This window comes from Streptomyces sp. NPDC058653 (assembly GCF_042716895.1).
Lineage (GTDB): Bacteria > Actinomycetota > Actinomycetes > Streptomycetales > Streptomycetaceae > Streptomyces.
Map to the genome: position 1 here is coordinate 17768 of NZ_JBHXRM010000057.1, position 22743 is coordinate 40510.

At 71.6% G+C, this 22743-nt stretch carries 22 protein-coding genes; 7 read left to right on the plus strand and 15 right to left on the minus strand.

Going from position 1 to position 22743, the window contains the following annotated elements:
- Positions 1–10: 10 nt before the first annotated feature.
- On the plus strand, positions 11–799 hold the full coding sequence (locus ACFWU9_RS32895) for an SDR family oxidoreductase (protein ID WP_384324738.1): 789 nt from the start codon (positions 11–13) through the stop codon (positions 797–799).
- 32 nt (positions 800–831) lie between these two features.
- Here ACFWU9_RS32895 and ACFWU9_RS32900 read toward each other — a convergent pair whose 3' ends face one another.
- A complete protein-coding gene (locus ACFWU9_RS32900; RefSeq protein WP_384324739.1) occupies positions 832–1668 on the minus strand; it encodes an ABC transporter permease in 837 nt (278 codons plus the stop codon).
- Positions 1665–2678 (minus strand): ABC transporter ATP-binding protein, encoded by a 1014-nt coding sequence (locus ACFWU9_RS32905; RefSeq protein ID WP_384324740.1) that lies wholly within the window; start codon positions 2676–2678, stop codon positions 1665–1667. The genes ACFWU9_RS32900 and ACFWU9_RS32905 overlap by 4 nt, the downstream gene beginning before the upstream one ends.
- 131 nt (positions 2679–2809) lie before the next feature.
- On the opposite strand from ACFWU9_RS32905, the gene ACFWU9_RS32910 reads away from it, so the two are divergent.
- Positions 2810–4243 carry a sensor histidine kinase gene (locus tag ACFWU9_RS32910; protein ID WP_384324741.1) on the plus strand — a complete coding sequence of 478 codons (1434 nt, stop codon included), beginning with the start codon at positions 2810–2812 and terminating at the stop codon, positions 4241–4243.
- 160 nt (positions 4244–4403) lie between these two features.
- Positions 4404–5054, plus strand: a complete 651-nt coding sequence (locus ACFWU9_RS32915; RefSeq protein ID WP_384324742.1) for a response regulator — start codon at positions 4404–4406, stop codon at positions 5052–5054.
- A gap of 11 nt (positions 5055–5065) precedes the next feature.
- Here the strand turns inward: ACFWU9_RS32915 and ACFWU9_RS32920 are convergent, their stop codons facing one another.
- The 4 genes from ACFWU9_RS32920 to ACFWU9_RS32935 all read right to left on the minus strand — a co-directional run bounded on the left by ACFWU9_RS32920 (position 5066) and on the right by ACFWU9_RS32935 (position 8940).
- Positions 5066–6235, minus strand: coding sequence for a serine hydrolase domain-containing protein (locus tag ACFWU9_RS32920; RefSeq protein ID WP_384324743.1), 1170 nt, complete (start codon positions 6233–6235; stop codon positions 5066–5068).
- Between the two features lie 101 nt (positions 6236–6336).
- Complete coding sequence (locus ACFWU9_RS32925) at positions 6337–7287, minus strand: hypothetical protein (protein ID WP_384324744.1); 951 nt, start codon at positions 7285–7287, stop codon at positions 6337–6339.
- Between the two features lie 20 nt (positions 7288–7307).
- Positions 7308–7820, minus strand: a complete 513-nt coding sequence (locus ACFWU9_RS32930; protein WP_384324745.1) for a RidA family protein — start codon at positions 7818–7820, stop codon at positions 7308–7310.
- A 28-nt stretch (positions 7821–7848) separates the two neighbouring features.
- Complete coding sequence (locus tag ACFWU9_RS32935; protein ID WP_384324746.1) at positions 7849–8940, minus strand: DMT family transporter; 1092 nt, start codon at positions 8938–8940, stop codon at positions 7849–7851.
- Between the two features lie 169 nt (positions 8941–9109).
- On the opposite strand from ACFWU9_RS32935, the gene ACFWU9_RS32940 reads away from it, so the two are divergent.
- Positions 9110–9688, plus strand: a complete 579-nt coding sequence (locus ACFWU9_RS32940; protein ID WP_384324765.1) for a TetR/AcrR family transcriptional regulator — start codon at positions 9110–9112, stop codon at positions 9686–9688.
- On the opposite strand, the gene ACFWU9_RS32945 is transcribed toward ACFWU9_RS32940, so the two are convergent.
- The 4 genes from ACFWU9_RS32945 to ACFWU9_RS32960 all read right to left on the minus strand — a co-directional run bounded on the left by ACFWU9_RS32945 (position 9655) and on the right by ACFWU9_RS32960 (position 14007).
- A complete protein-coding gene (locus tag ACFWU9_RS32945) occupies positions 9655–11991 on the minus strand; it encodes an MMPL family transporter (protein WP_384324747.1) in 2337 nt (778 codons plus the stop codon). The genes ACFWU9_RS32940 and ACFWU9_RS32945 overlap by 34 nt on opposite strands.
- Before the next feature lie 149 nt (positions 11992–12140).
- The gene (locus ACFWU9_RS32950; protein WP_384324748.1) at positions 12141–12410 is read right to left on the minus strand and encodes a hypothetical protein; all 270 of its coding nucleotides are present in this window, start codon (positions 12408–12410) and stop codon (positions 12141–12143) included.
- The gene (locus tag ACFWU9_RS32955; RefSeq protein ID WP_384324749.1) at positions 12407–12760 is read right to left on the minus strand and encodes an ArsR/SmtB family transcription factor; all 354 of its coding nucleotides are present in this window, start codon (positions 12758–12760) and stop codon (positions 12407–12409) included. Before ACFWU9_RS32955 ends, ACFWU9_RS32950 begins: the two co-directional genes overlap by 4 nt.
- Positions 12761–12951: 191 nt before the next feature.
- A complete protein-coding gene (locus ACFWU9_RS32960) occupies positions 12952–14007 on the minus strand; it encodes a LysR family transcriptional regulator (protein WP_384324750.1) in 1056 nt (351 codons plus the stop codon).
- A 203-nt stretch (positions 14008–14210) separates the two neighbouring features.
- Here ACFWU9_RS32960 and snpA point away from each other — a divergent pair, with 203 nt between their 5' ends.
- On the plus strand, positions 14211–14867 hold the full coding sequence (gene snpA / locus ACFWU9_RS32965) for a snapalysin (protein ID WP_384324751.1): 657 nt from the start codon (positions 14211–14213) through the stop codon (positions 14865–14867).
- Positions 14868–15402: 535 nt separating this feature from the next.
- On the opposite strand, the gene ACFWU9_RS32970 is transcribed toward snpA, so the two are convergent.
- The 4 genes from ACFWU9_RS32970 to ACFWU9_RS32985 form a co-directional block, all read right to left on the minus strand.
- The gene (locus ACFWU9_RS32970) at positions 15403–15843 is read right to left on the minus strand and encodes a DUF6304 family protein (RefSeq protein ID WP_384324752.1); all 441 of its coding nucleotides are present in this window, start codon (positions 15841–15843) and stop codon (positions 15403–15405) included.
- Between the two features lie 136 nt (positions 15844–15979).
- Positions 15980–16558, minus strand: coding sequence for a dihydrofolate reductase family protein (locus ACFWU9_RS32975; RefSeq protein WP_384324753.1), 579 nt, complete (start codon positions 16556–16558; stop codon positions 15980–15982).
- A gap of 159 nt (positions 16559–16717) precedes the next feature.
- Complete coding sequence (locus tag ACFWU9_RS32980) at positions 16718–17758, minus strand: family 2 encapsulin nanocompartment cargo protein polyprenyl transferase (protein ID WP_384324754.1); 1041 nt, start codon at positions 17756–17758, stop codon at positions 16718–16720.
- 134 nt (positions 17759–17892) lie between these two features.
- A complete protein-coding gene (locus ACFWU9_RS32985; RefSeq protein WP_384324755.1) occupies positions 17893–19299 on the minus strand; it encodes a family 2B encapsulin nanocompartment shell protein in 1407 nt (468 codons plus the stop codon).
- A gap of 255 nt (positions 19300–19554) precedes the next feature.
- Here ACFWU9_RS32985 and ACFWU9_RS32990 point away from each other — a divergent pair, with 255 nt between their 5' ends.
- A complete protein-coding gene (locus ACFWU9_RS32990) occupies positions 19555–20145 on the plus strand; it encodes an N-acetylmuramoyl-L-alanine amidase (protein WP_384324756.1) in 591 nt (196 codons plus the stop codon).
- 20 nt (positions 20146–20165) lie between these two features.
- Entirely contained in the window at positions 20166–21149 is a 984-nt protein-coding gene (locus ACFWU9_RS32995; protein ID WP_384324757.1) for a 1-aminocyclopropane-1-carboxylate deaminase/D-cysteine desulfhydrase, read from the plus strand.
- Here the strand turns inward: ACFWU9_RS32995 and ACFWU9_RS33000 are convergent.
- Entirely contained in the window at positions 21125–22726 is a 1602-nt protein-coding gene (locus tag ACFWU9_RS33000) for a Na+/H+ antiporter (RefSeq protein ID WP_384324758.1), read from the minus strand. The two genes, ACFWU9_RS32995 and ACFWU9_RS33000, sit on opposite strands and share 25 nt — an antisense overlap.
- Positions 22727–22743 lie beyond the last annotated feature (17 nt).

Here is a 22743-nt window from a genome sequence, read left to right on the forward strand (position 1 = left end):
GGAGTATGCAATGGATCTGCAACTGGCCGGCAGGACGGCCGTCGTCACCGGTGCGAGCCGCGGGATCGGGCTGGCCACGGTCGCCGCGCTCGTCGACGAGGGCATGCGGGTCGTGGGCGCCGCCCGGAAGATCACCCCCGAGCTCAAGGCCACGGGCGCCGTCGGGATAGCGGTCGACCTCTCCACGCCCGACGGCCCGGCGCGGCTCGTGGAGCAGGCCGTGGCCGAGCTGTCCGGCATCGACGTGCTGGTCAACAACGTCGGGGGCGGTGACAGCGTGGAGGGTCACGCCGGTGGCTTCCTCACCTTCACCGAGGAGATGTGGCAGCAGGTGTTCGACCTGAACTTCCTCGCCGCCGTACGTACCACCCGCGCCGCGCTCCCCCATGTCGTCGAGCGTCGCGGCGCCGTCGTCAACATCTCGTCCAACGGCGCCCGTACGCCGCACGCGGGCCCCGTCACGTACACGACGGCCAAGGCGGCGCTGACCGCGTTCGGCAAGGCGCTGGCAGAGGAGTTCGGTCCGCTCGGGGTGCGGGTCAACACCGTCTCGCCCGGCCCCGTCCGTACGGACATGTGGGAGAGCCCCGAGGGATACGGTGCCGAGCTCGCCCGCACCATGGGTGTGGAGCAGGCACAGCTCCTGGCCCAACTCCCTGCCGCCATGGGGATGCTGACGGGTCGTCTCATCCGGCCCGCCGAGGTCGCCACCCTCGTCGCCTATCTCGCCTCGCCCCTCGCGGGCAGCACCACCGGGGCGGACCACCTGATCGACGGGGGCGCCGTCAAGACCGTCTGACCCCGGCCACCGCCGTAGTCACCGGCCGCCCCTCACTGGTCGCGGCGGTGCGTCGCGAGCACCGTCACGACCGCCGCCCCCACTGCCCAGAGCGCGAACACCGTCCATGCCCCGCCCATCGTCCAGGGGAACGGGACGCCGGGCCCGCCGGCGTCGTAGCGGACATCGACCAGACGCATCCACGCGCCGCTGACCTGCGCGTGGTCCAGGACGGCCGCCCAGTGGCGGTCGTCGGTGAGGACGAGCGGCACGACCAGCAGCACCGCCACGGCCGAGACCACGCTCGTCCCGCCGTGCCGCAGAACCGCCCCGAGAGCCATGCCGACGAGCCCGCACACGGGTGCGAGCAGCGCCGATGCCACGACCACCCGCAGCGAGCCGGGGTCGGCGATGGACACACCCGCGTCGTGGCCGGCCAGGATCGCCTGGGAGAGCCAGAACGAGACGGCGGCGGTCACCGCCCCGTACACCGTCATCACCGTCGCGAGCACGCACACCTTCGCCGCCATCACCCCGCGCCGTGCGGGGACGGCGGCGAAGGTCGTGCGGATCAGGCCGGTGCTGTACTCACCGGTGATCGCGACCGCCCCGATGGCACCGGCGGCGAGCATCATGATCGTGCCGGCGTTGGTGGTGAACGCGTACATGAGCGCGATCCCGTCGGCGACGAAACTCGCGCGGTCGGCCGTGTTGTTGTCGGTCCAGTGGCGGTAACGGTCGTAGGCGGCGCCCGCGTTGAAGCCGACGACGACGAGCGTCGCGAGCACGTACGACCAGACCGTCGAGCGCAGGGACCACAGTTTGAGCCACTCGGACGCGAGGAGATCGGAGAAACGGGCGGGGGGTTCGGCGACGGCGGTGGCGGTCATCGGGCGGCTCCTCGCTCTTTCGCGCCTCGGGTGGCTCCTGGCTCTTCCGCACCTCGCGCGGCTCCTGGTTCTTCCGCGCCCCTGGGGGCTCCGGGTGCCTTCGCGCCGTACTCGACGCTGTCCGCGGTGAGTTCCATGAACGCCTCCTCCAGGGAGGACCGGTCGGTGGTCAACTCGCCCAGCAGGATGCGGTGTTGGAAGGCGATCTCGGCGACGCGCCCGCTGCTCAGTCCGGTTACGGAGAGCCGCTCGCCCTGCCCGTCGCCGTCCACCACTCGTACGTCCGCGCCCTCCGCCGTCAGCAGCTCCGTCAGCTCGACGCCCTGCCGGGTCCGCACGCTCACGCTCGGCCGCGTCCCACGCGCAGCGAAGTCCGCCAGGCTCTCCGCCGCGATCAGCTCACCGCGGCCGATGACGACCAGTTCGTCCGCCGTGCTCTCCATCTCCGTCATCAGATGGCTGGAGACGAACACCGTGCGCCCCTCGCGGGCCAGCCGCCGGAACAGCCCCCGTACCCACTTCACCCCCTCCGGGTCGAGACCGTTCAGCGGCTCGTCGAACAGCAGCACCGGCGGATCGCCGAGCAGCGTGCCCGCGATACCGAGCCGCTGCTTCATGCCGAGCGAGAACCCGCCGATACGGCGGCGCGCGGCGCCGGTGAGCCCGACCTCCCGCAGCGTCTCGTCCACCCGCGCGCGCGGGATGCGGTTGCTGCGGGCCAGCGCCGCGAGGTGCGCGGCGGCGGTGCGCCCGCCGTGCACGTCGCCCGCGTCGAGCAGCGCGCCCACGTGCCGCAGCCCGCGCGGGCGGTTCCGGAACGGACGGCCGGCGACCGTGACCGATCCGGAGCTGGGCTCGTTCAGGCCGAGGATCATCCGCAGAGTGGTGCTCTTCCCCGCTCCGTTGGGTCCGAGGAACCCGGTGACGAGGCCGGGCCGGACGGTGAAACTGAGGTCCTTCACGGCGGTGGTCCCGCCGTAGCGTTTGGTCAGTTCGTTGACTTCGATCACCCGTCCAACGGTGGCGGCCAGCTCCGCGCGTGTCGTCGGACCGGCGCCGACAATCCCGTCGGCGGCTGTCGGCCAGGGGTGTACAACCACGGTCCGACGACCGGCCGGGCCCGCGTCGTTACGATCGGCGTATGCATCCCATGCCGCCGATGCCCCTGCTCAAGCGGGTACAGCCGAGCGTCTGGGTCGCCCTCGCGTGGGCGGCGGGCGCGGTGTTCACCTTCCTGATCCGGTTCAGGCTGCCCGGCGAGGAGGTCCCCGCGGTGGTGGCGGGTGTCCTCATCTTCCGGTGGGACGGGTTGATCATGCTCGCCCTCGCCACGGTCATGGCGATGGCGGGCGCCCGGCGGGTGTCCGACCGCCCGCTCTGGTCGATGGGCCTCCTGCTGGGCGCCTCCGTCCTCGGAACGACGCCGCTGAGTGTGGGGGAGATCCCGCTCGCGCAGTTCCTGGCGGTCGATGTGGCGCTGTTCTTCGTGGCGTCGACCCGGCCGCGCGGGACGGGACTCGCCGCGGTCGCCATGGCGCTCGGCACACTGGTGGGCTATCTGAGCGTCCGGGTGCTGAGCGGGTGGAACGTGGGCACGTCGGCGGAGATGGCGGTGGCGATGACGGTGGTCATCGCCTGGCTCATCGGCAACTCGACGCACCAGTCACGGGAGTACGCGGAGAAGTCCCGCGTCCAGGCGGCGGCGCAGGCGGTCACCGCCGAACGGCTGCGGATCGCCCGGGAGATGCACGACACGGTCGCGCACAGCATGGGCATCATCGCCCTCCAGGCGGGAGCGGCGGCGCGCGTCATCGAGACCCAGCCGGTCGCGGCGCGCGAGGCACTGAGCAGCATCGAGGCGGCGGGGCGCGAGACGCTGGCGGGGCTGCGGCGGATGCTCGGCGCGCTGCGGCAGGCGGAGCCGGAGTCCGCGAGGTTCGCGGAGGGGCTCGGGCACGCGTCCGGTGACGCCTCGCCGGCGGACCCCGGACCGGGAGGCCTCGCCCCCGCGCCCGGTCTCGCCGACGTCGACCGGCTGGCCGCGACCACGACCGCCGCCGGGGTCCGTGTCGATGTGCGGTGGCTGGGCGAACCCCGCCCGCTCCCCCCGGAGATCGACATCTCGGCGTACCGCATCGTCCAGGAGGCGGTCACCAACGTCGTACGCCACGCGGGCACCCCCTCCTGCCACGTCACGGTCGACCGCCGGGCGACGGAGCTGTCGGTCGAGATCACGGACGACGGCCACGGTTGCCGACGGGGCGCGACGGGCACGGGCTGGGGGCTGGTCGGCATGCGCGAGCGCGTGACGCTACTGCACGGCGACTTCGCGGCGGGACCGCGCGCCGGGGGCGGCTTCCGGGTTACGGCCAGGCTGCCGACGTCGGCTCTGGCGAGGGAGGTCCGGCCGTCGGGGGCCCCGCCGACGTCACCCCTGGTGTCGGGGGTCCGGACGACGGAAGCCCGGCCGGCAGAAGTCCCGCCGACCGAAGTCCCACCGACCGAGGTCCGGCCGACCGAAGTCCCGCCGACCGAGGTCCGGCCCACTTCCCCTATGCCGACGAGGGTCCGGTGACCGGCCGGCTCCCGGCGGCGGAGGCCCGGCCGGTGGAAGTTCCCCCGACCGAAGCCCCGCCAGCGGCAGCCCCGCACTCATCCCCGCCGTCGACCCTGTCGACCGGCGTCCGGTGACCGGCCGGCTCCCGGCGGGCGGAGGCCAGGACCGACCCGTTCCCGTGCGTGTCCTGCTCGTTGACGATCAGCCCCTCGTGCGCGCCGCGCTGCGCATGGTCATCACCGACGCGCCCGACCTCGATGTCGTCGGCGAGGCCGGTACAGGCGCGGAGGCCGTACGGCTCACCGCCGAACTCGCCCCCGACGTCGTGGTGATGGACATCCGTATGCCCGGCACGGACGGCATCCGGGCCACCGAGCAGATCACCGCCGGTCCCGGCTCCACGCATGTGATCGTCCTGACGACGTTCGACGAGGACGAGTACGTGTACGGGGCGCTGCGCGCCGGTGCCGCCGGCTTCCTCGTCAAGGACATGGCCCTGGACGACATCCTCGCCGCGATCCGGGTGGTCGCCGGCGGCGACGGCCTGATCGCGCCGGGCGTCACCCGCCGTCTGATCAAGGAGTTCGCGGGCCGCCCCGCGTCCGCCCCGGCCCGGCGGTCGGTGAGCGGCATCACCGACCGGGAGCGCGAGGTCCTGGTCCTCGTCGGCCGCGGTCTGTCCAACACCGAGATCGCGGCCGAGCTGTCCATCAGCGTCGCCACCGCCAAGACGTATCTGACCCGTCTGCTGGCCAAGCTCGGCGCCCGCGACCGGGTCCAACTCGTCATCCTGGCCTACGAGACGGGACTCGTCGCCCCGTCCGGCTGACGGCGGAGGTCTCAGTCGTCGGCGCCGCAGAACTCGGCCTCCATCACCGCCCCCACACCGTCGGAGTTCCAGTCCCCGTTGAGGTTGAGGGCGAACGAGTGGCCGCCGTCCTCGGTCGTCGCCGCGTAGGAGAGCGAGCCGACCCAGCCGCCGCCGTGTCCCCACAGCTCGGTCCCACAGCTCGCCGTGAGCTGTTCGATGCCCAGGCCGTTGCCGGAGTCGAAGACCGTCGTCTTCATCGCCTTCAGCTGCTCGGGGGCGAGCAGTTCGCCGCGCAGGAGCGCGCCGAAGAACCGGGTCAGATCGCCCGCGCTGGAGATGATGTCGCCCTCGGCCCAGGTCTGGGACGCGTTCTGCCGGGTGATGTCGTGGGTCCGGGCCCCGTCGTCGCTCTCGCCCAGTTTCGAGTACGCCCGGCCGCTCGGCCTCGGCATCAGCGAACTGTCGCCCGGCAGGACGGTGGCGCGCAGTCCGAGCGGGTCGACGATCCGGGTGCGGACCTCGTGTTCGTAGGTCCTACCCGTCACCTTCTCCATGATCAGCGCGGCGAGCACGTAGTTGGTGTTGGAGTAGGCGTACGCGGTCCCCGGCGCGAAGGTCGGCGCGTTGGCCATCGCCGCGCCCACCGCCTCCTGCGGAGTCCTCGTCAGATAGCGGTTCTTCAGGAAGTCGACGAGGTACTTCTTCTCGTACGCCGGGTCGTTGAGGAAGTCGAAGACGCCGCTCGTGTGGTTGAGCAACTGCCGTACGGTGATCCTCCGGCCGTCGTGGCCGTGGCCCCGCACCACTCCCGGGAGCCACTTCTCCACCGTGTCGTCGAGATCGAGCCGTCCCTCCGACTCCAGTTGCAGCATGACGGTCGCCACGAACGTCTTGGTGATGCTGGCGATACGGAACCGGTCGTCGACTCCGCGCGGCGCGCCCGTTCTCAGATCGCCGACGCCCGCCGCGCCCTTCCAGACCCTGTTCCCGGTGCGCGCCTGGCTCGTGACCCCGGGAATGCCGTCCCGCACGACGGCGTCGAGCGCCCGGCGCGTCTCCTCGTGGCCGGTGGGCCGGCCCGCCGTCTCTCCCGCACCGGCCGGTGACGCCTGGGCGGGCGCCGTGAACGCGGTGGCGGCCAGTGCCGCCACCGCGAGCCCCACCACACCCGTACGCGCCCTGTGCCGTCGTGATCGCATGCCAGCTCCTCCTGCCCGGGGACCGCCGTCCCGGGAAGAGACCCGGACAGGGAGGCAAGGGTTGAGAGTCCTGCGCACACGCGTCGCGAACCGGTCCTCGGTCAATCTCCCAGTACGCGGCGGACGTTGGCCCGTACGACATCCTGGTCGCGCCGCACCGCCTCGTACGCCGACCGGTGGCTCCGGATGTCGGCCGACTGGCTCCGCGCCGAGCCGGCCCACCACACCCCGACGGTGTTGTGCTCGCGCGCGCACTCGATGTCGGCGACGGCGGTGTCCCGTTCCCGGCGCGTACGGCGGGTGTTGCCGTCGTCGCCCCGGTGCCACGCCTTGTCCCTGAAGGCGGCCTCGCGGTCCTCGTAGGGCCCGAAGCCCTTGTCCTCCACGCAGGTCGCCCAGGTGCGGAGCGCCTTGTCCACCTCCGGGTCCTTCGCTGCCGTCTTCGACAGCGCCAGCGCCCTGCGCGAGGTGTACGTCCACATCCTGGTGGCGTCCTCGACACCGTCGGTGAGCCCGGTGGAGGCCTTGCCGTAGCAGCCGGTCTCGGGGACCTCGCGGCCCTTGACCGTGAAGCCGGGAGTGCGGTCGGCGTTGTAGTACACGCGGTATTCGGCGTCCGTCATCGCACGGTCCTTGCCCCCGAACCCGGCCCCGGCGTCGGACAGTTCCGGGTCCCAGCCGTAGCCCCAGCGACGGGCCTCGTCGAGGTCGAGTTCGCCGAACGGGGTCGACATCGCCACCGCCACCATGGCGGTGGTCGTGGTGTTCGTCGAGCCGGGCAGCGCGGGGTCGAGCGGGAAGTCCGTGAAGCCGAAGTCCGCCATGCAGCGGCGGGCGACACTCGCCTGCGCCCGGGTCGTGCGCTTGGTGTCGCTGTCGCTGAACTCGTAGCGGGCGAGGGGCAGTTGGGGGATGTCCTCCTCCTGCTCGATCGTCGGGACGCGACTGCCGTCGGTGTACGCGGAGGTGTCGGGCGCGGAGCCGGTCTCCGAGCCGGACGAGCAGCCCGCCAGGGCGAGGGAGGCCGCGGCGGCCAGGGCGACAGGGGCCACGGCGACAGGGGCGGTGGCCCTCACTTCACCGGGTCCGTCGCTCCGGCGGGTGCGAAGGCGTCCGTGCCTTCCCCGGCCTCGCCGGCCCCCGCCGCGCCTTCCGCGACCGCCGCGCCTTCCGCGACCGCCGCGACCTCCGCGACCTCCGCGACCGCCGTGATCTCCACCAACTGGCCCGTGTAGCCGAGGCACGCGACCCCGAGCAGCGTGGAGGTGTGCGGCCCCGTCCGGAGACCCGAGGCGTTGACGACGTCCCACACGCGGGTCAGGTCCGCCGGCTCCGACGCGACGACGTAGACGTCGGTGGATATCACCCGGCCCAGATCGCTGCCGACGGCGTGCAGCGCTGTCTCCAGGTTGGCCAGGACCTGCTCGGTCTGTACGACGAAGTCGCCGGGTCCGACGAGCGTGCCGTCCTTGTCGAGCGGTACGGAACCGGCCAGGAACGCCAGGCGCCTGTCCGTCTCGACCACGGCGGCGTGCGCGTAGCCGGGCGGCGGGAAGAGGCTGGGGACGGTCGTGCGACGTGCCATGGGGGTCGCTCCTTGCTCTCGGTGGTGGTCATCGGGGCTGCCGGCGCGGAGCGCGCGGCCCGGACCGTGTGCCATTGTCGGCGCGCGGGCCCGGCACGTCACCGGAGTTTCCGCCCGCCTCCGTGCGGCCGTCCGGCTGCGCGCCCCGGTCCACTTCCGTACGGCAGTCCGCCTCCGTACGGCCCTGCTTCGAGGCACCTTCGCCCGAAGCGCCGTCGGCCGAAGCACCTTCGGCCTGGACGCCCTCCGCCGCGCCGGCGGCCCCGCCTCGTACCACCGCCACCGCGAGCAGCGCGACGGCGAGACCGAGGGCTGTCCGCGGGCCGAAGGGCTCGCCGAACATGATCGCGCCCCATACGGCCGTGACCGGCGCCATCAGGAACATCAGGGTGTTCACGCGCAGCACCCCGGAACGGCGCAGGACCAGCCAGTACAGGCCGTATCCGCCGAAGGTCGCCAGAACCACCAGCCAGCCGACCGCCAGCCAGAACGACGGATCGGCGGGCGGCACCACCGCGCCTGCGGCAGCCGCGAGGAGGGTGAAGACCACGGCGCTCGTGCCGCAGTGGATCGTCATCGCCACGGACGGGGCGACCGCGCCCCGGGAGCGGCTCTCCAGGAATGTGGCGGCGACCAGCGACAGCATGCCGAGGAACGGCACGGCGTACGCCCACGACGCCACCCCCCGCGCGGCCGAGGCGTCGGCCGAGGTCACGACGAGCACACCCGTCACGCCGAGGCAGAGGCCCAGCCACTGGCGCCCGGAGACGTACTGCCGCAGCAGCGGTCCGGCCAGCGCGCCCGCGACGAGTGGCTGGGTCCCGTCGATCAGGGCGGTCGTGCCGCTGGAGACGCCGAGCTGGATCGCGTAGTAGACGGTGAGGAGGTAGCCGCTCTGCGACAGCGCGCCGATCACGCACTGCCGCAGCAGATCGCGCGCCGTCAGTCCCCGCCAGGCCGCGCGGGAGCGGACGACCGCCACCGTCCCGAGGACCAGTGCCAGCGGCAGGAAGCGCCACATCAGGATGGTGACGGCGTCGGCGCTGCCGGCGCCGAGCTTGGCGCCGATGAAACCCGAGCTCCAGCAGACGACGAAGGCGACGGAGAGCAGGAGATTCACGGCAGGACACCACCCATGACAAGGCAGCCAGATAGACCGATCTGTTTACTCACCCCTTCACTATACAGAGCGGTATACTTTTTGCATGACCACGAACAGGAACGGGAGCCCGAACGGCGCCCCGGAACGGCCTGCCGCCCTCTCCCGCCGCCCCCCTCACCGGATCGTCGTGACCCCCGGCGCGCGACGCGCCCTCGACGCCGCGTCGCGGCTGTTCTACGAGCACGGGATCCACGCCGTCGGAGTCGACCGCATCGCCGCCGAGGCCGGGGTCACCAAGAAGACGCTCTACGACCGGTTCGGCTCGAAGGAGCAGATCGTCGTCGAGTATCTGGCCGCCCGTGACGAGCGCTGGCGCACGCTCCTCGACGAACGGCTGGCCGCCGCGCCCCCGTCACCGGCCGAGCACGTGCTCGCTGTCTTCGACGCCTCGCGCGCCTGGGCGGAGGCGAACGGCTCGCGCGGGTGCGCCATGGTCAACGCGCACGCCGAGATCGACGATCCGGAGCATCCGGCGTACGCGCTGATCGCCGGTCAGAAGGCGTGGATGCTGGAGCTGTTCACGTCGCTCGCGCGCGAGATCACGGCGCCGGGCGAGGCGGCCCCGTCAGAGACGGCCGACCGCCTCGCCCGGGCGCTGATGCTCCTTCACGAGGGAGCGCTCGTCGCCCACGGGCTGGCCATCTTCCCCGACGCGCTGGGACTCGCCCGCGATCAGGCGCGGGTCGTGCTCGCCCCGTACGTCTGACGATCGGCCCCGCGCCCCGCTCTCCCCTCCCGCCCCGGCAACGTCCAGGCCCGGTCCCCCAGCAGCGCCAGCGCCGCCGGCAGCAGTACGCCCCGCACCACCGTCGCGTCGATGAGGATCGCCACCGCCATCCCCGTACCGAGCATCTTGTACTCGATCGCCGAGAGCGTCGTGAAGACCGAGAAGACGCCGACCATGATGGCGGCGGCGCTCGTCACCACCCCCGCGCTGACCGCGATGCCGCCGACGATCGCCTCACGGTCGCCGTCTGGCCCGCCCGGCGAATCACCCCACCGCTCCCGGATCCGGCTGAGGATGAAGATGTGGTAGTCCATGCTCAGCCCGAAGAGGATGACGAACATGAACAGCGGCAGCCAACTCACCACACCCCCATAGGCGTTGAAGCCGAGCAGCGACTCCAGCCGGCCGCCCTGGAAGACCGCGACGAGCACCCCGTACGCCGCCCCGATCGACAGCAGGTTGAGCGCGATCGACACCAGCGGCAGGGCGAGTGAGCGGAAGGCGACGACCAGCAGGACGAAGGCCAGGACGAGGACGAAGGCGAAAACCACCGGCGTCCGCGCCGTCACCTGCCGGGTGAAGTCGTACGGCATGGCTGTCCGGCCCGCGACGGCGACCTCCGTCCCCCTCACCGCCCCCACCGTCGCGGGCAGCGCCCGCTCCCGCAGGAACTCCAGGGCCCGCCCGGACTCCCGATCCGTACCGGCCCCGGCCAGCGGCACCCGTACCACCAGCGCGCCGCCCACCGGCACGGTCGTGATCGGCTCACGCAGCGCGCCCTCGCTCCGCGCCGCCTGCTCGTGCAGCGCCTCCGCCGCCGCCCGTACCTCCGGGCTGTCGTCCGACACCACCACGCGCGCGGGGGTGGCCGCGCCGGGGAACACCCGCTGCATCCGGGCGCCCGCGTCCGCCGCGGCGGAGACTCCGCGCGGCAGGCTCTGGATCTGTGTGGCGTCCTGGAGATGCATCCCGAACGCCGGCAGGGCCATCAGAGCCAGGAGGAGCGCCGCCGTACCGCCGGTGAGCAGCGGGCGGCGTACGACCTTCCCCGCCACGGCCGTCCAGAACCGCGACCGGCCCGCCGCCGTACGGCGCCGCCCCAGCCACGGAATCCTGCCCAGATCGACCCGGTCCCCGAGGGCGGCCACCAGCGCGGGCAGCGCCGTCATGGAACCGAGCACCGCCAGACCGACCACCAGAACGGTCCCGAGCGTCAGCCCCTTGAACACATCCACCCCGGTGAACAGCAGGCCCGTCATACAGACCATCACCGTCAGACCGGACACCACGACCGCGTGCCCCGAGGTGCGCGAAGCGACCCGCAGCGCCTCCCGGACCGGGCGCCCGGCCGCGCGCTCCTCCCGGACCCGGCGCAGATGGAACAGCGAGTAGTCGATACCGACGGCCATACCGACGAGCAGCACGATCGCGGACGAGGCGCTGTTGAACGGCACCCACCGGCCGAGCGTGTCCAGCAGCCCGAACGCGCCCGCGACGGCGGTCGCCGCCAGCAGCAGCGGAATCCCGGCGGCGACGAGCGAGCCGAAGACGACGAGCAGGATGGCGACGGTGAGCGGCAGCGAGGTGGTCTCGGCGCGCTTCATGTCCTTCTTGATGCCGTCGTCGACCGCCGAGGAGAGGCTGGAGTCGCCCGCCTGGTCGACGCGTGCCCCGGTGTGTTCCCGCACCACCTTCTTCACGGCGGCGCTCGCGGCCTCGAAGTGGTCCCGGAACTCGGCGTCCGGACCGAGGACTTCGAAGGTGACGAGGTCGGCCGTGCCGTCCTCGGAGACCCAGCGCCCGCCGTGCGCGCCGAGGGGCGAGCCGATGTCCCGTACGGCGTCGGGCATCGCGCGCAGGGCCGCGACCAGGTCCTCGGTGGCGGCGCGCCCTGCCGCGGGGTCCGAACCGGCGGTCCGGGGGCGGATCATCACGTTCTCGCGTATCGAGTCACCGGCGTCCAGCTCGGAGACCATCCGCTGGCCCCGGCCCGCCTCGCCGGGGTCGGTGGCGTTGACCTGCTCGCCGGGCAGGAGGGAGGTGGACATGACGGCGACCACGACCAGGAGCAGCCAGCCGGCGATGGCCGCCGTACGGTGCCCGGCTGACCAGGTGGCCACGGATTCGACGAGCCCGGCGCGTTCGGCGCGTTCAGGTCGGTCGGCGCGGTCGGGGCGGTCGGGGCGTCCGTCGCTGCCAAGGGGCCCGGCGTGTTCGGGGCGTCCGTCGCGGCCTTCGCGTCGTTCATGGCGTTCGTGCTCTGACTTGATTCGGCGCAGCATGAGCTGCTCTCCTTCATCCGGAGGGTCGTTCCTGTGGAGCTCGCCGTACGGCGAGGTGGAGCGTCCTTCTCTGCCCGGGCCGTCGAGTTGCAGCTCGACGGCCCGGGGTTCTCTCTCCGCGTTCTCTCTCCGCGACGCGAACGGCGCGGCTACTCGACGTCCTTCAGAATCCGTTCCAGCGATCCGGTGCGGCTCTGCAGATCGGTGAGCTGTCTGCCGAGGTCGGCGAGCTGCCTCTCCGTACGCCGCTGGCCTTCCACGGCGTCGGCGGCGAGCAGGCGGTACTCGCTCCTCTCGGCCCTCGCGTCCCTGGCCCGGCGGCCGACCGTGAAGTGCCACAGGGTCAGCGTCACCACGATCAGCAGAAGCGCGAACAGTCCGACGGCTCCGATGACTTCCTGCCACTCGTGTTCGTTCATCGGGCGGCTCCCTTCTCGTCTCTCTCGTCCCTCTGGTCGGCCGGTGTCAGCGTCTGTACGGCGGTGACGATGTCCTGCGGCGTCAGAGTCACCGCGAAGGCGTTCACCTCGTAGAACTTCATGGCTTTCCCGTCCTCCGACAGCTCCAGCCGCGAGGTCACCAGACCCGCCGCTTCGAGCTTCTTGAGATGGACCTGGAGCAGCGCTCTGCTGATGTCCAGCTCCCTTGCCAGCCGGCTGACGTAGTTGCGTCCCCCGGCGAGTGCCGCGACGACGCGCAGCCGGTGTGGATTGGACAGCGTCGCCAGTACGCGCACCAGTTCGTCGCCCGTGGGCACGGGTGGGCTCATAGCCGCCTCCTGCACATGCAAAGAAAAGTTAGCAGGTGCCTACGTGGATGACTAACCCCGCTCTCGGCGGAGGAGAGAAACGCGGGCAAGCGAGCAGGCAGGCGCGGAGTCTGTCAGGCGCGGAGTCTGTCAGGCGCGCGGGCAGGTAAGCGCGGGCAGGTAGGTAGGCGCGGGCCGACGGGCCGGTCGGCTCAGGCGGCAGGCGCGTGGAGCAGCGGGCTCTTGTTGCGCATCAGCCACTGGCGGTACACGACGGCCCCCAACGCCGCCTCGCGGTAGGCCGCTTCGAGGTCCTCGTACACCTCGGCGCCCCCGGGCCCGTCACCGGCGCCGTCGTACTCGCCACCACCGCCGAGACCGCCGACCTCGCCGCCGTCCGGGCCCGGGCCCGCGTCTGCGATGCCCGCGCCCTCGTACGCCCCCGGCCGCGAGAAGAGCAGCAGCCGCACCCCCAACGGGTCGTCCCGCAGCGGCCGTACGACCATGTCCTCACGCGGAACCGACGTCGGCTGACACGGCGCTATCGCCTCGCCGACCGCGATCAGGGACGCCGCGGTGAGGTAATCCCCGTGCAGAACGGGCGGGTTGAGCCCGGCCTCGCCCAGCACCCGCCGCAGGCCGTCCCACTCGCCGTCCACGGTCGGGTCGATCATCCACCGGTCGCCGGCCAGGTCCGCCAGCTCCACGATCTGCCGCCCCGCCGCCGGATGGTCCCGGGCCAGCGAGATGAACTGCGGCTCCCGCTCGACCAGTACCCGCCGGTCCAGCCCGGGCGGCACCCGCAGCGGACAGCCCTCCACCTCGTGCACGAACGCCACATCGAGCCCGCCCGCGGCGACCTGGCGCAGCAGGGCGTTCGCCGAGACGTCCATCTGGAGCGAGATGTCGGTGCCCGGCAGCCGCTCCCGGAGTCTGCGCAGCCAGCCCGCGAGGGCGCGGCTCGCGGTGGAGCCGATACGCAGGCGGGGCCCCGCGGACCGGTCGGCGGCGGCTCTCGCCTCGCTGACGAGCACGGCCATCCCGGCGACCAGCGGACGTGCGCGGCTGAGTACGGAGTGACCGAGCAAGGTGGGGCGGCAGCCGGTGCGTTCACGGGAGAACAGCTCGGCGCCGAGCGAGTTCTCGATCCGCCGCAGCTGCGTCGTCAGCGACGGCTGGCTCATGCCGAGTTCACGGGCCGCCTTGTGGAGACTTCCCGCGTCGGCTATGGCACACAGCGCGCGTAGATGCCTGACCTCCAGCTCCATATACCGAAGAGTAGGCCCGCCTTTTGCGTCACGCCAGGGACCCAAAACGCAGTAATCGGCCGACATTCGAAGAAAATTGGGCGAGCCGACGCCGGGGTGATGCTCTGGTGTTATCGCCCTTCGGCATCATCCGCCACGGCTGTGTGAGGCACGACACTCTCCCTACCGAATCCGTTCATCGGAACGAGTAGGAGTCCCCCCACATGAGACACCCCAAGACGGCGCTCTCCGCGATCTGCGGCATCTCGCTCGCCTTCGCGACCGCCCTCACCGCCACCCCGGCCGCCGCCGCTGACCCCACCAGCGCCGCGCCCGCCACCAGCTCGTACGCCGCGTACGAGGGCTCGTCGGAAGACGCCGCCGCGACCAAGGCCTTCTACGAGGCCGTCCTGAAGTCCGTGGCCGAGAAGCGTGCCGCCAACCCCGGCGCCCGCGCGGTCACGGTCGTCTACGACGCCTCGGGCGCCCCGTCGTTCGCCGGTCAGATAGCCAACAGCACCCAGATCTGGAACAGCGCGGTCTCCAACGTGCAGCTCCAGCAGGGCGGCAACGCCGACTTCACCTACGAGGAGGGCAACGACCCGCGTGGCTCGTACGCGAGCACCGACGGGCACGGCCGTGGCTACATCTTCCTGGACTACGCGCAGAACCAGGTGTACGACTCCACGCGCGTGACCGCCCACGAGACCGGGCACGTGCTCGGTCTGCCGGACAACTACACGGCCCCGTGCAGCAAGTTGATGTCGGGAGGCGGCCCCGGCCCGTCCTGCACCAACTCGCAGCCGGACGCCGCGGAGCGCGGCCAGGTGGAGAACCTCTGGGCGAACGGCTTCGCCGCCGCGCTGGCCAAGGCCTCCTGATCCGTCGCTGATCCGCCGCTGATCGGCAGATCGCGAACCCCCCACCGGATCGGGCACCCACCGGGCGTGCCGGTACTCGCGTCGAGTACTGGCACGCCCGGAGTGCGTTTCACCCGCTCGCAGGTCGCACAACAGCCCGTCACCGAACGGATGGTGACGGCATGTCAAATCTCCGGACTCAGCCGCACCGTCGAGACCGACTCCTCCTCCGGCGTTCCCCACTCACGTGCCCCGGCGTCCCGAGGGTCCGTCAGCTCGGGCCGGGAAGGTGTGGCTGCCGCCGATGTGCGCCGTGCGCCCCGGCGCCGCCTGTTCGGCGCGCTCGGGGTCGAGCCGTCCACTGCACTCGGCGGGCCGTCCGGCCTCGCCGGTAGGGTTCGGACGCGCGCCGGAATCCGGCGCGAGGCGTCGCGTTGCCCCTCACTGGAACAGGAGCAGTACGGGCACGGCCAACTGCTCCCCCAGGTCCGGGACTTCCTCGACTTGCGAGGAGGCCCCAGTGCCGGGCGGAGGCCCGGCGGAAAGGGTCGCCAGGTCAGGCGTTCACCAGGATCTTGCCCCCGAATTCCGTGTCGTCCGGCAGCTGGCGCTTGATCCGGTCCAGGGCGTCCTGGAACCCCGCCCCGACGATGCCCGACTCATAGGCCGCCCCGCCGCACCGCAGCGTGAGGCTCAGCTCGGCGCGCCCCGACGGCGAGCCCGACGGACGCTCACCGAGCGTCAGCAGGCAGCTGAGCGTGGCCTGTTGGACCGTGCCACCCGCGTTGACGGGCATGGGTATGTCCCACTCCATCACGCAGGAGGACAGCACCCCGCCCGCCTCCGTGGCTTCGAGCACGGAGAAATCGGCCCCCTCGTAAGCAACTCCCCTTATATGGGTGCGGACTTGCCGCCCGTCCGCGATGATCGCGATGGGTTCCGCACCGCGGCGGTCCCGATACCAACCCGCCCAAGACTCCGTCGACTCCGCTGTCATGGCGCGGACTGTAGCGGTACGCGACGCTCCGCCGCCGCTTGGGTCACCGCTTCAAGCCTTCCGGGGCAGCCGACTTCACCGCTTTCACCGCTTTCGGCGCCCCCGCCGCCGTCACCGGCCGTGCCGCTTCGCCGACTCACCGCTTGCGGCTGTACGTCCTGACGACGGTTCCACCGCCGAAGGCGCGGTTGGACTCCAGGGCGAACTCGGTCTGCGCGAACTTCGAGCCGAACATGGGCATTCCGGTGCCGAGGATCAGCGGGTACGTCTTGATGACCAGCTCGTCCACCTCGTCGATCAGCTGGTCGGCGAGGTTCGCGCCGCCGCAGAGATAGATCCCGAGCCCCTCCTCCCGCTTCAGCTCCCTCACCCTGGCGGCGACATCGCTGGAGACGATCTCCACGGCCGGATCGGGGCTGGTGAGGGTCCGTGAGGCCACGAGCTGGCGCAGATGCGCGTACGGACTGGTGATCCCCATGTCCAGGGCCACGTCGTACGAACGCCTGCCCTGGATGACCGTGTCGTACCGCTTGTTCTCAAGATGGTCGATGCCGAGCTGCCGACGGCCCGGCGTCGACACCGTCTCCGGGTACTCCTCCTTGAGGAAGGCGAAGAACTCCTCGTCGACATAGCGGGTGAAGAAGCCCGCCTCACCGCTGGGGTCGCCGATGAAACCGTCGATCGATACGGCGACGAAGTAGCTGAGCTTGCGCAAACCGGTCCTCTTTCGCACTGGGTGACGGATGGCGTCACGGCGGGCCCGCCCTGAGCCCGTCCGGGGTGCGCGGCCATGACCACTTCACCCATAGTGCTTCACATGTAGTGGTTACGCAAGCTCTTACCTCCGGCCCCGCGGAGGGCCCCTCCGGCGCGTCTAGTAGGTGCGCCGTGTGACGTACTCGGCCAGGGACAACAGATCACCCGCCGCCGCCAGATCCGGGACCGCCAAGGACAGTTGATGAACCGCGCGGGCCATCCGGTCGGCAGCCTGGGCCTGCGCCCAGTCGCGTCCGCCGGCCCGCTCGACCGCCGACGTGGCCCGTACGACCGCGGCCCCGTCCATCGGCCGCCGATAGAGATCCGCCAGCTCCTCGGCCGCCGGGTGCCCCGAGACCAGCGCGGCGACGACCGGCAGCGACTTCTTGTGGGCGACGAGATCGGCACCGGCCGGTTTTCCCGTACGGTCCGGGTCGCCCCAGATCCCGATGAGGTCGTCGATCAGCTGGAAGGCCAGCCCCGCCTCCCTGCCGAACGCGTCGAGCGCCGCCACCGCCTCCTCGCCCGCGTCCGCGTAGAGCGCGCCGAGAGCGCACGATGTGCCCAGCAGCGCACCGGTCTTGGCCATCGCCATGGTCAGACACTCGTCCAGCGAGACGTCGTTGGGCCCGCGCAGCTCCAGCGCGCAGTCCGTCTGCTGTCCCGCGCACAGCTCGATGATGCAGGCGGTGAGACGCGCGGCGGCGAGGGACGAGCCCGGATGGCGGTCCTCGGCCAGCAGCCGCAGCGCCAGGGCGTGCAGAGCGTCGCCGACGATGATCGCGTCGGTGGTACCGAAGACCGTCCAGGCCGTGGGCCGGTGCCGGCGGGTGGGGTCCTCGTCGATGACGTCGTCGTGCAGCAGGGTGAAATTGTGGGCCAGCTCGACCGCGACCGCGGCCGGCACGGCGCGGTGCGGCTCCCCGCCGAGCGCCCGTGTCGAGGCGAGGACGAGGGCGGGTCTGATCGCCTTGCCCACCCCGCCCGAGGCGGGTGAGCCGTCGGCCTCCTGCCAGCCGAAGTGGTATCTCGCGACGCGTCGCAGGGCAGGGGGTAAGGACTCGACGGCCGCGCGAAGTTCGGGTTGGACGACGCTACGCGAGCGCTCCAGGAGCGCCACGGCCTCGTGGCCATCGGTGGCGGCATCCGTGCTGGTCATGGTCGGGGTCACTTCCTCTGCGGCGTACTGGGGAACCGATGGGGGGCGGGTCCTGTCCGGACCCTGCGGACGCGCGGGTGGGGGCCCGGCCGTACGGGCGGAACACGCTCGGGTCCCCACCCGCGCCTCGCGCGTCAGCTCCAGCGGCTCACTTCCACGTTCTCCAGGACGCCGAGGGCGTCCGGCACGAGGACCGCGGCGGAGTAGTAGGCCGTGACCAGGTAGGAGATGATCGCCTGCTCGTCGATGCCCATGAAGCGGACCGACATGCTGGGCTCGATCTCGTCCGGGATGCCGCTCTGCTGGAGCCCGATGACCCCCTGCTCGGTCTCGCCCGTACGCATGCAGATGATCGAGGTCGTCCTGGCGTCGGAGACCGGGATCTTGTCGCAGGGGAAGATCGGCACACCGCGCCAGGCCGGCACGTGGGTGCCCGCGACATCCACCGTGGCCGGATTGAGCCCCCGCTTGTTGCACTCGCGCCCGAAGGCGGCGATGGCCCTCGGGTGGGCGAGGAACATCTTCGAGCCCCGGCGGCGCGACAGCAGCTCGTCCATGTCGTCGGGGGTGGGCGCGCCGTCGTGAGGCTGGATCCGCTGTCCGTAGTCGCAGTTGTTCAGCAGGCCGAACTCGCGGTTGTTCACCAGCTCGTGCTCCTGGCGCTCCCGCAGCGCCTCGACCGTGAGCCGCAACTGCTGCTCGGTCTGGTTCATCGGCTGGTTGTAGAGGTCGGCGACCCGGCTGTGGACCTTCAGCACGGTCTGGGCGACGCTGAGCTCGTACTCGCGCGGCGCCCCCTCGTAGTCCACGAACGTGTGGGGCACGACGGCCTCGCCGACATGGCCGGCCGAGAGATCGATCGCCGCCTCGCCGTACTTGTTGGTCCGCTGCTCGGGGATGGAGGCAAGCGCGTCCAGATGGCCCCGCAGCGGCTGCGCCCGCTCCGCCAGGTTCATCAGGTCCTGCCGGGTCAGCACCAGCACCGTGCAGGCCGTCGCCGCCCGTGCCGTGTACTGCCAGGTGGCGTCGTCGTCGACCAGTGCCTGGTCCCCGAAGTACGCCCCGTCGGCGAGGACCCCGAGCACCGTCTCGTCCCCGTACGGCCCCTCCCCCACCTTCTCCACCTTGCCGTGGGCCAGCAGATACACCCGGTCCGCCGGATCACCCATGGCGGCGACCGTCTCGCCCGCGGTGAACTCCCGCTGCTCGCAGCGGTTCGCCAGCTCGGTCAGCACCTCCTCGTCCTCGAATCCGCGCAGGGCCGGCAGCTCGCCCAGCTCCGCCGGGACGACCGCCACCCGGTCGCCCGTCTGCACGAATGTCACGCGCCCGTCGCCGACCGCGTAGCTGAGCCGCCGGTTCACCCGGTACGTACCGCCCTGCACCTGCACCCACGGCAGCATCCGCAGCAGCCACCGCGAGCTGATTTCCTGCATCTGCGGAGCCGACTTCGTGGTGGTCGCCAGGTTCCGCGCCGCGGCCGTCCCCAGGCTCTGCTGGGAAGGCGGCTCCACCGTACGGACCTCGTCACCAACCGACATGAGTCTCCCTCTCAATCATGGGCTGACCTGCGTCAACAACCCTTTCACCAGGCCTGGTTGGCGCACCATCACACAAATGAGTGGGACTGGATCACGGTCGTCGGGGCACAGTTACGGTTCCTGTCATCGACGGTCAGGCCCGGCCGAAAGTGACCGGAACAGCTCGTACAGCGTGCGAATCGATGGTCCACTTCGCGATGTTGGGGAATAGCCAGCGATACGAAACGCTCCATATCCACCGGTCAAGGAGGCAGCATGGCCACACCCATGTCTGCGAGCAGCTTCATCCGCGCGCTGAAGGACGAGGGTCTGACCGTCGTCGAGGTCGGCGACTGGCGTACGCACAACCGCAACCACGTCGGGCCCTGGGGCCCGGTCCACGGCGTGATGATCCACCACACGGTCACCAAGGGCACCGCGAACACCGTCCGCATCTGCCGTGACGGCTACGCGGGACTTCCCGGGCCGCTGTGCCACGGCGTCATCGCCAAGGACGGCAAGGTCCATCTGGTCGGCTACGGCCGCGCCAACCACGCCGGCAGCGGCGACGACGACGTCCTGCGCGCCGTGATCGCCGAGACGGCCCTGCCGCCGGACAACGAGGCGAACACGGACGGCAACAGGCACTTCTACGGCTTCGAGTGCGAGAACCTGGGCGACGGCAAGGACCCGTGGCCCGCCGTCCAGGTCGAGGCCATGGAGGCCGCGGCGGCGGCCGTCTGCCGGGTCCACAACTGGAACGCGCCCTCGGTCATCGGCCACCTGGAGTGGCAGCCCGGCAAGATCGACCCCAAGGGGGTCTCCATGGCGGGCCTGCGCCGGCGCATCGCCGAACGGCTCGGCTAGCCACGACCGACAATGGAGCCGTGACTCCGGAAGCGCTCGACCTCGCCGCCCTGCGGCCACGGCTGCCGTCACCCCTGGGGGCGGTCGAGGACGAACGTTTCACCCGTCGCGGCCTACGGCTGCTGCTGAAGCGCGACGATCTGATCCATCCCGATCTGCCGGGCAACAAATGGCGGAAACTCGAACCGAACCTGCTGGCCGCGGCGGAGGCCGGCCACCGCGCCCTGCTGACCTTCGGCGGCGCGTACTCCAACCATCTGCGCGCCACCGCCGCCGCGGGCCGGCTGCTGGGCTTCGCGACGGTCGGCGTCGTACGCGGCGACGAGCTGGCCGCCCGCCCGCTGAATCCGTCCCTCGCCCGGTGCGTGGCCGACGGCATGCGGCTCCACTTCGTCGACCGGGCGACCTATCGGCGCAAGTCGGAGCCCTCCGTACTGAGGGCGGTGGTGACCGCCGCCGTCGACGGCCTGCCCGTTCCCCGCGAGCGGGTCCACGTGCTCCCCGAGGGCGGCAGCAACTCCCTCGCCGCACAAGGCTGTACGGCCCTGGGGCGGGAGCTGCGAGGCGCGGCCGACGTCGTCGGGGTGGCCTGCGGCACCGGCGGCACCCTCGCGGGCCTGGCCGCCGGTCTCGCCCCCGGACAGCGCGCCGTCGGCTTCCCCGTGCTGAGGGGCGGTTTCCTGGCCGGGGAGATCCGCGCGCTCCAGCTCGCGGCCTTCGGCGGCCCCCGGGGCGACTGGCGTCTCGACGAACGCTTCCACGGCGGCGGTTACGCCCGTACGACACCCGCCCTCGACGCCTTCGCCGCCGACTTCGAGGACCGGCACGGCCTCCCGGTCGAGCGCCTCTACGTGGCCAAGGCGCTCCACGGGCTGACCACCCTGGCCGAGGAGGGCGCCTTCCCCCCGGGCAGCACCGTGGCCGCCGTGATCACCGGACGGCCCGGGCCGGACGGCGCGGGCGGGCCCGGCGGGGAACGTCAGTCGGACTCTTCCTCCCGGTAGGCCGCCGCCTCCTCCAGGTCCAGCCGGCGCAGCAGCGTACGCAGCATCTCGTCGTCGATCCGCCGCTCGTCGCGCAGGGTGACGAAGACGTCGCGCTCGGCCCCGATCATCTCCCTGGAGAGCCGCCGGTAGGTGTGGTCGGCGGATTCGCCGGTGATCTCGTTGACCGTGCCGAGCCGTTCCCACACGGAGTTGCGGCGCCGCTCCAGGACGTTGCGGAGCCGTTCCACCAGCGGCTCGGCCAGGGCGTTGCTCTCGTCGGAGAGCAGTTCGTCCAGCCGCCGCTCGGCGGCCAGGGACGCCCGGCTCTGCGCCTGCGCCTCGGCCAGCGTGGCGGCGTACTGGTCGGGCCCCGGCAGCTTCAGCTTCCTGATCAGCACGGGCAGGGTGAGGCCCTGGATGACGAGGGTGCCGATGACGGTCGTGAACGTCAGGAAGAGGACGAGGTTACGGGCCGGGAAGTCGGCGCCGTCGTGCACGGTCAGCGGGATGGAGAAGGCGATGGCGAGCGACACCACGCCGCGCATGCCCGCCCAGCCGATGATGAGCGGGGCCTTCCAGTTCGTGTCCGGTTCCCGGTCCCTGATCCGCTGCGAGAGCCACCGGGGGAGGAAGGTGGCCGGGTAGACCCAGATGTAGCGGACCAGGACGACGGTGACGAACACCCCGACGGCGTAGGCGGCGACCTCCATCCCTCCGTAGGAGCCGAGGCCTCTCAGTACAAAGGGCAGTTGGAGCCCGATCAGGGCGAAGACGACGGACTCCAGGACGAAGGAGACCATCCTCCAGACCGCGTCCTCCTGGAGCCGGGTCGCGAAGTCGACCTGCCAGGACCGGTGTCCGAGGTAGAGCCCGACCACGACGACGGCCAGCACCCCCGACGCGCCCACCTGCTCGGCCGCCGCGTAGGCGACGAAGGGGATGAGCAGCGAGAGGGTGTTCTGGAGCAGCGCCTCCCGGAGGTGGGTCCGGAGCCAGTGGATCGGCACCATCAGTACGAGGCCGACGCCGATGCCTCCCAAGGAGGCGAGCGCGAACTCGCCGATCCCGCCGGCCCAGCTCGCGCCTTCCCCCACCGCGGCGGCGAGCGCGACCTTGAACGCGGTGATCGCGGTCGCGTCGTTCACGAGCGACTCACCCTGGAGGATGGTCGTTATCCGGCTCGGCAGCCCGAGTTTGCGGGCGATCGCGGTGGCGGCCACCGCGTCGGGCGGCGCGATGACCGCGCCGAGCACCAGCGCGGCGGTCAGCGGCAGGTCGGGGATGAAGAGATACGCGAGATAGCCGACGACGAGCGTCGCGAAGAGGACGTAGCCGACGGAGAGCAGACCGACGGCCCGCAGATTGGCCCGCAGGTCCAGGTAGGAGCTGTCCACGGCGGCCATGTGCAGCAGGGGCGGCAGCAGCAGCGGCAGGACGACGTGCGGCTCCAGTACGTAGTCGGGCACGCCCGGCACGTACGCGGCGCCGAGTCCCGCCGTGACGAGCAGCAGCGGAGCCGGCACGGGCGTCCTTCTGGCCGCCGCCGCGAGCATCGCGCTTACCGCCACCAGGGCGATCAGCTGCAACGGGTCCATCGCACCGTCCTCCACTC

Bases quoted from the DNA above. Each gene is read 5' to 3' on its own strand.
- ACFWU9_RS32900 (WP_384324739.1), bottom strand. From the start codon at position 1,668: ATGACCGCCACCGCCGTCGCCGAACCCCCCGCCCGTTTCTCCGATCTC.
- ACFWU9_RS32970 (WP_384324752.1), bottom strand. From the start codon at position 15,843: ATGACAGCGGAGTCGACGGAGTCTTGGGCGGGTTGGTATCGGGACCGC.
- ACFWU9_RS32960 (WP_384324750.1), bottom strand. From the start codon at position 14,007: ATGGAGCTGGAGGTCAGGCATCTACGCGCGCTGTGTGCCATAGCCGAC.
- ACFWU9_RS32950 (WP_384324748.1), bottom strand. From the start codon at position 12,410: ATGAACGAACACGAGTGGCAGGAAGTCATCGGAGCCGTCGGACTGTTC.
- ACFWU9_RS32985 (WP_384324755.1), bottom strand. From the start codon at position 19,299: ATGTCGGTTGGTGACGAGGTCCGTACGGTGGAGCCGCCTTCCCAGCAG.
- ACFWU9_RS32895 (WP_384324738.1), top strand. From the start codon at position 11: ATGGATCTGCAACTGGCCGGCAGGACGGCCGTCGTCACCGGTGCGAGC.
- ACFWU9_RS32910 (WP_384324741.1), top strand. From the start codon at position 2,810: ATGCATCCCATGCCGCCGATGCCCCTGCTCAAGCGGGTACAGCCGAGC.
- snpA (WP_384324751.1), top strand. From the start codon at position 14,211: ATGAGACACCCCAAGACGGCGCTCTCCGCGATCTGCGGCATCTCGCTC.
- ACFWU9_RS32920 (WP_384324743.1), bottom strand. From the start codon at position 6,235: ATGCGATCACGACGGCACAGGGCGCGTACGGGTGTGGTGGGGCTCGCG.
- ACFWU9_RS32955 (WP_384324749.1), bottom strand. From the start codon at position 12,760: ATGAGCCCACCCGTGCCCACGGGCGACGAACTGGTGCGCGTACTGGCG.
- ACFWU9_RS32945 (WP_384324747.1), bottom strand. From the start codon at position 11,991: ATGCTGCGCCGAATCAAGTCAGAGCACGAACGCCATGAACGACGCGAA.
- ACFWU9_RS33000 (WP_384324758.1), bottom strand. From the start codon at position 22,726: ATGGACCCGTTGCAGCTGATCGCCCTGGTGGCGGTAAGCGCGATGCTC.
- ACFWU9_RS32990 (WP_384324756.1), top strand. From the start codon at position 19,555: ATGGCCACACCCATGTCTGCGAGCAGCTTCATCCGCGCGCTGAAGGAC.
- ACFWU9_RS32930 (WP_384324745.1), bottom strand. From the start codon at position 7,820: ATGGCACGTCGCACGACCGTCCCCAGCCTCTTCCCGCCGCCCGGCTAC.
- ACFWU9_RS32980 (WP_384324754.1), bottom strand. From the start codon at position 17,758: ATGACCAGCACGGATGCCGCCACCGATGGCCACGAGGCCGTGGCGCTC.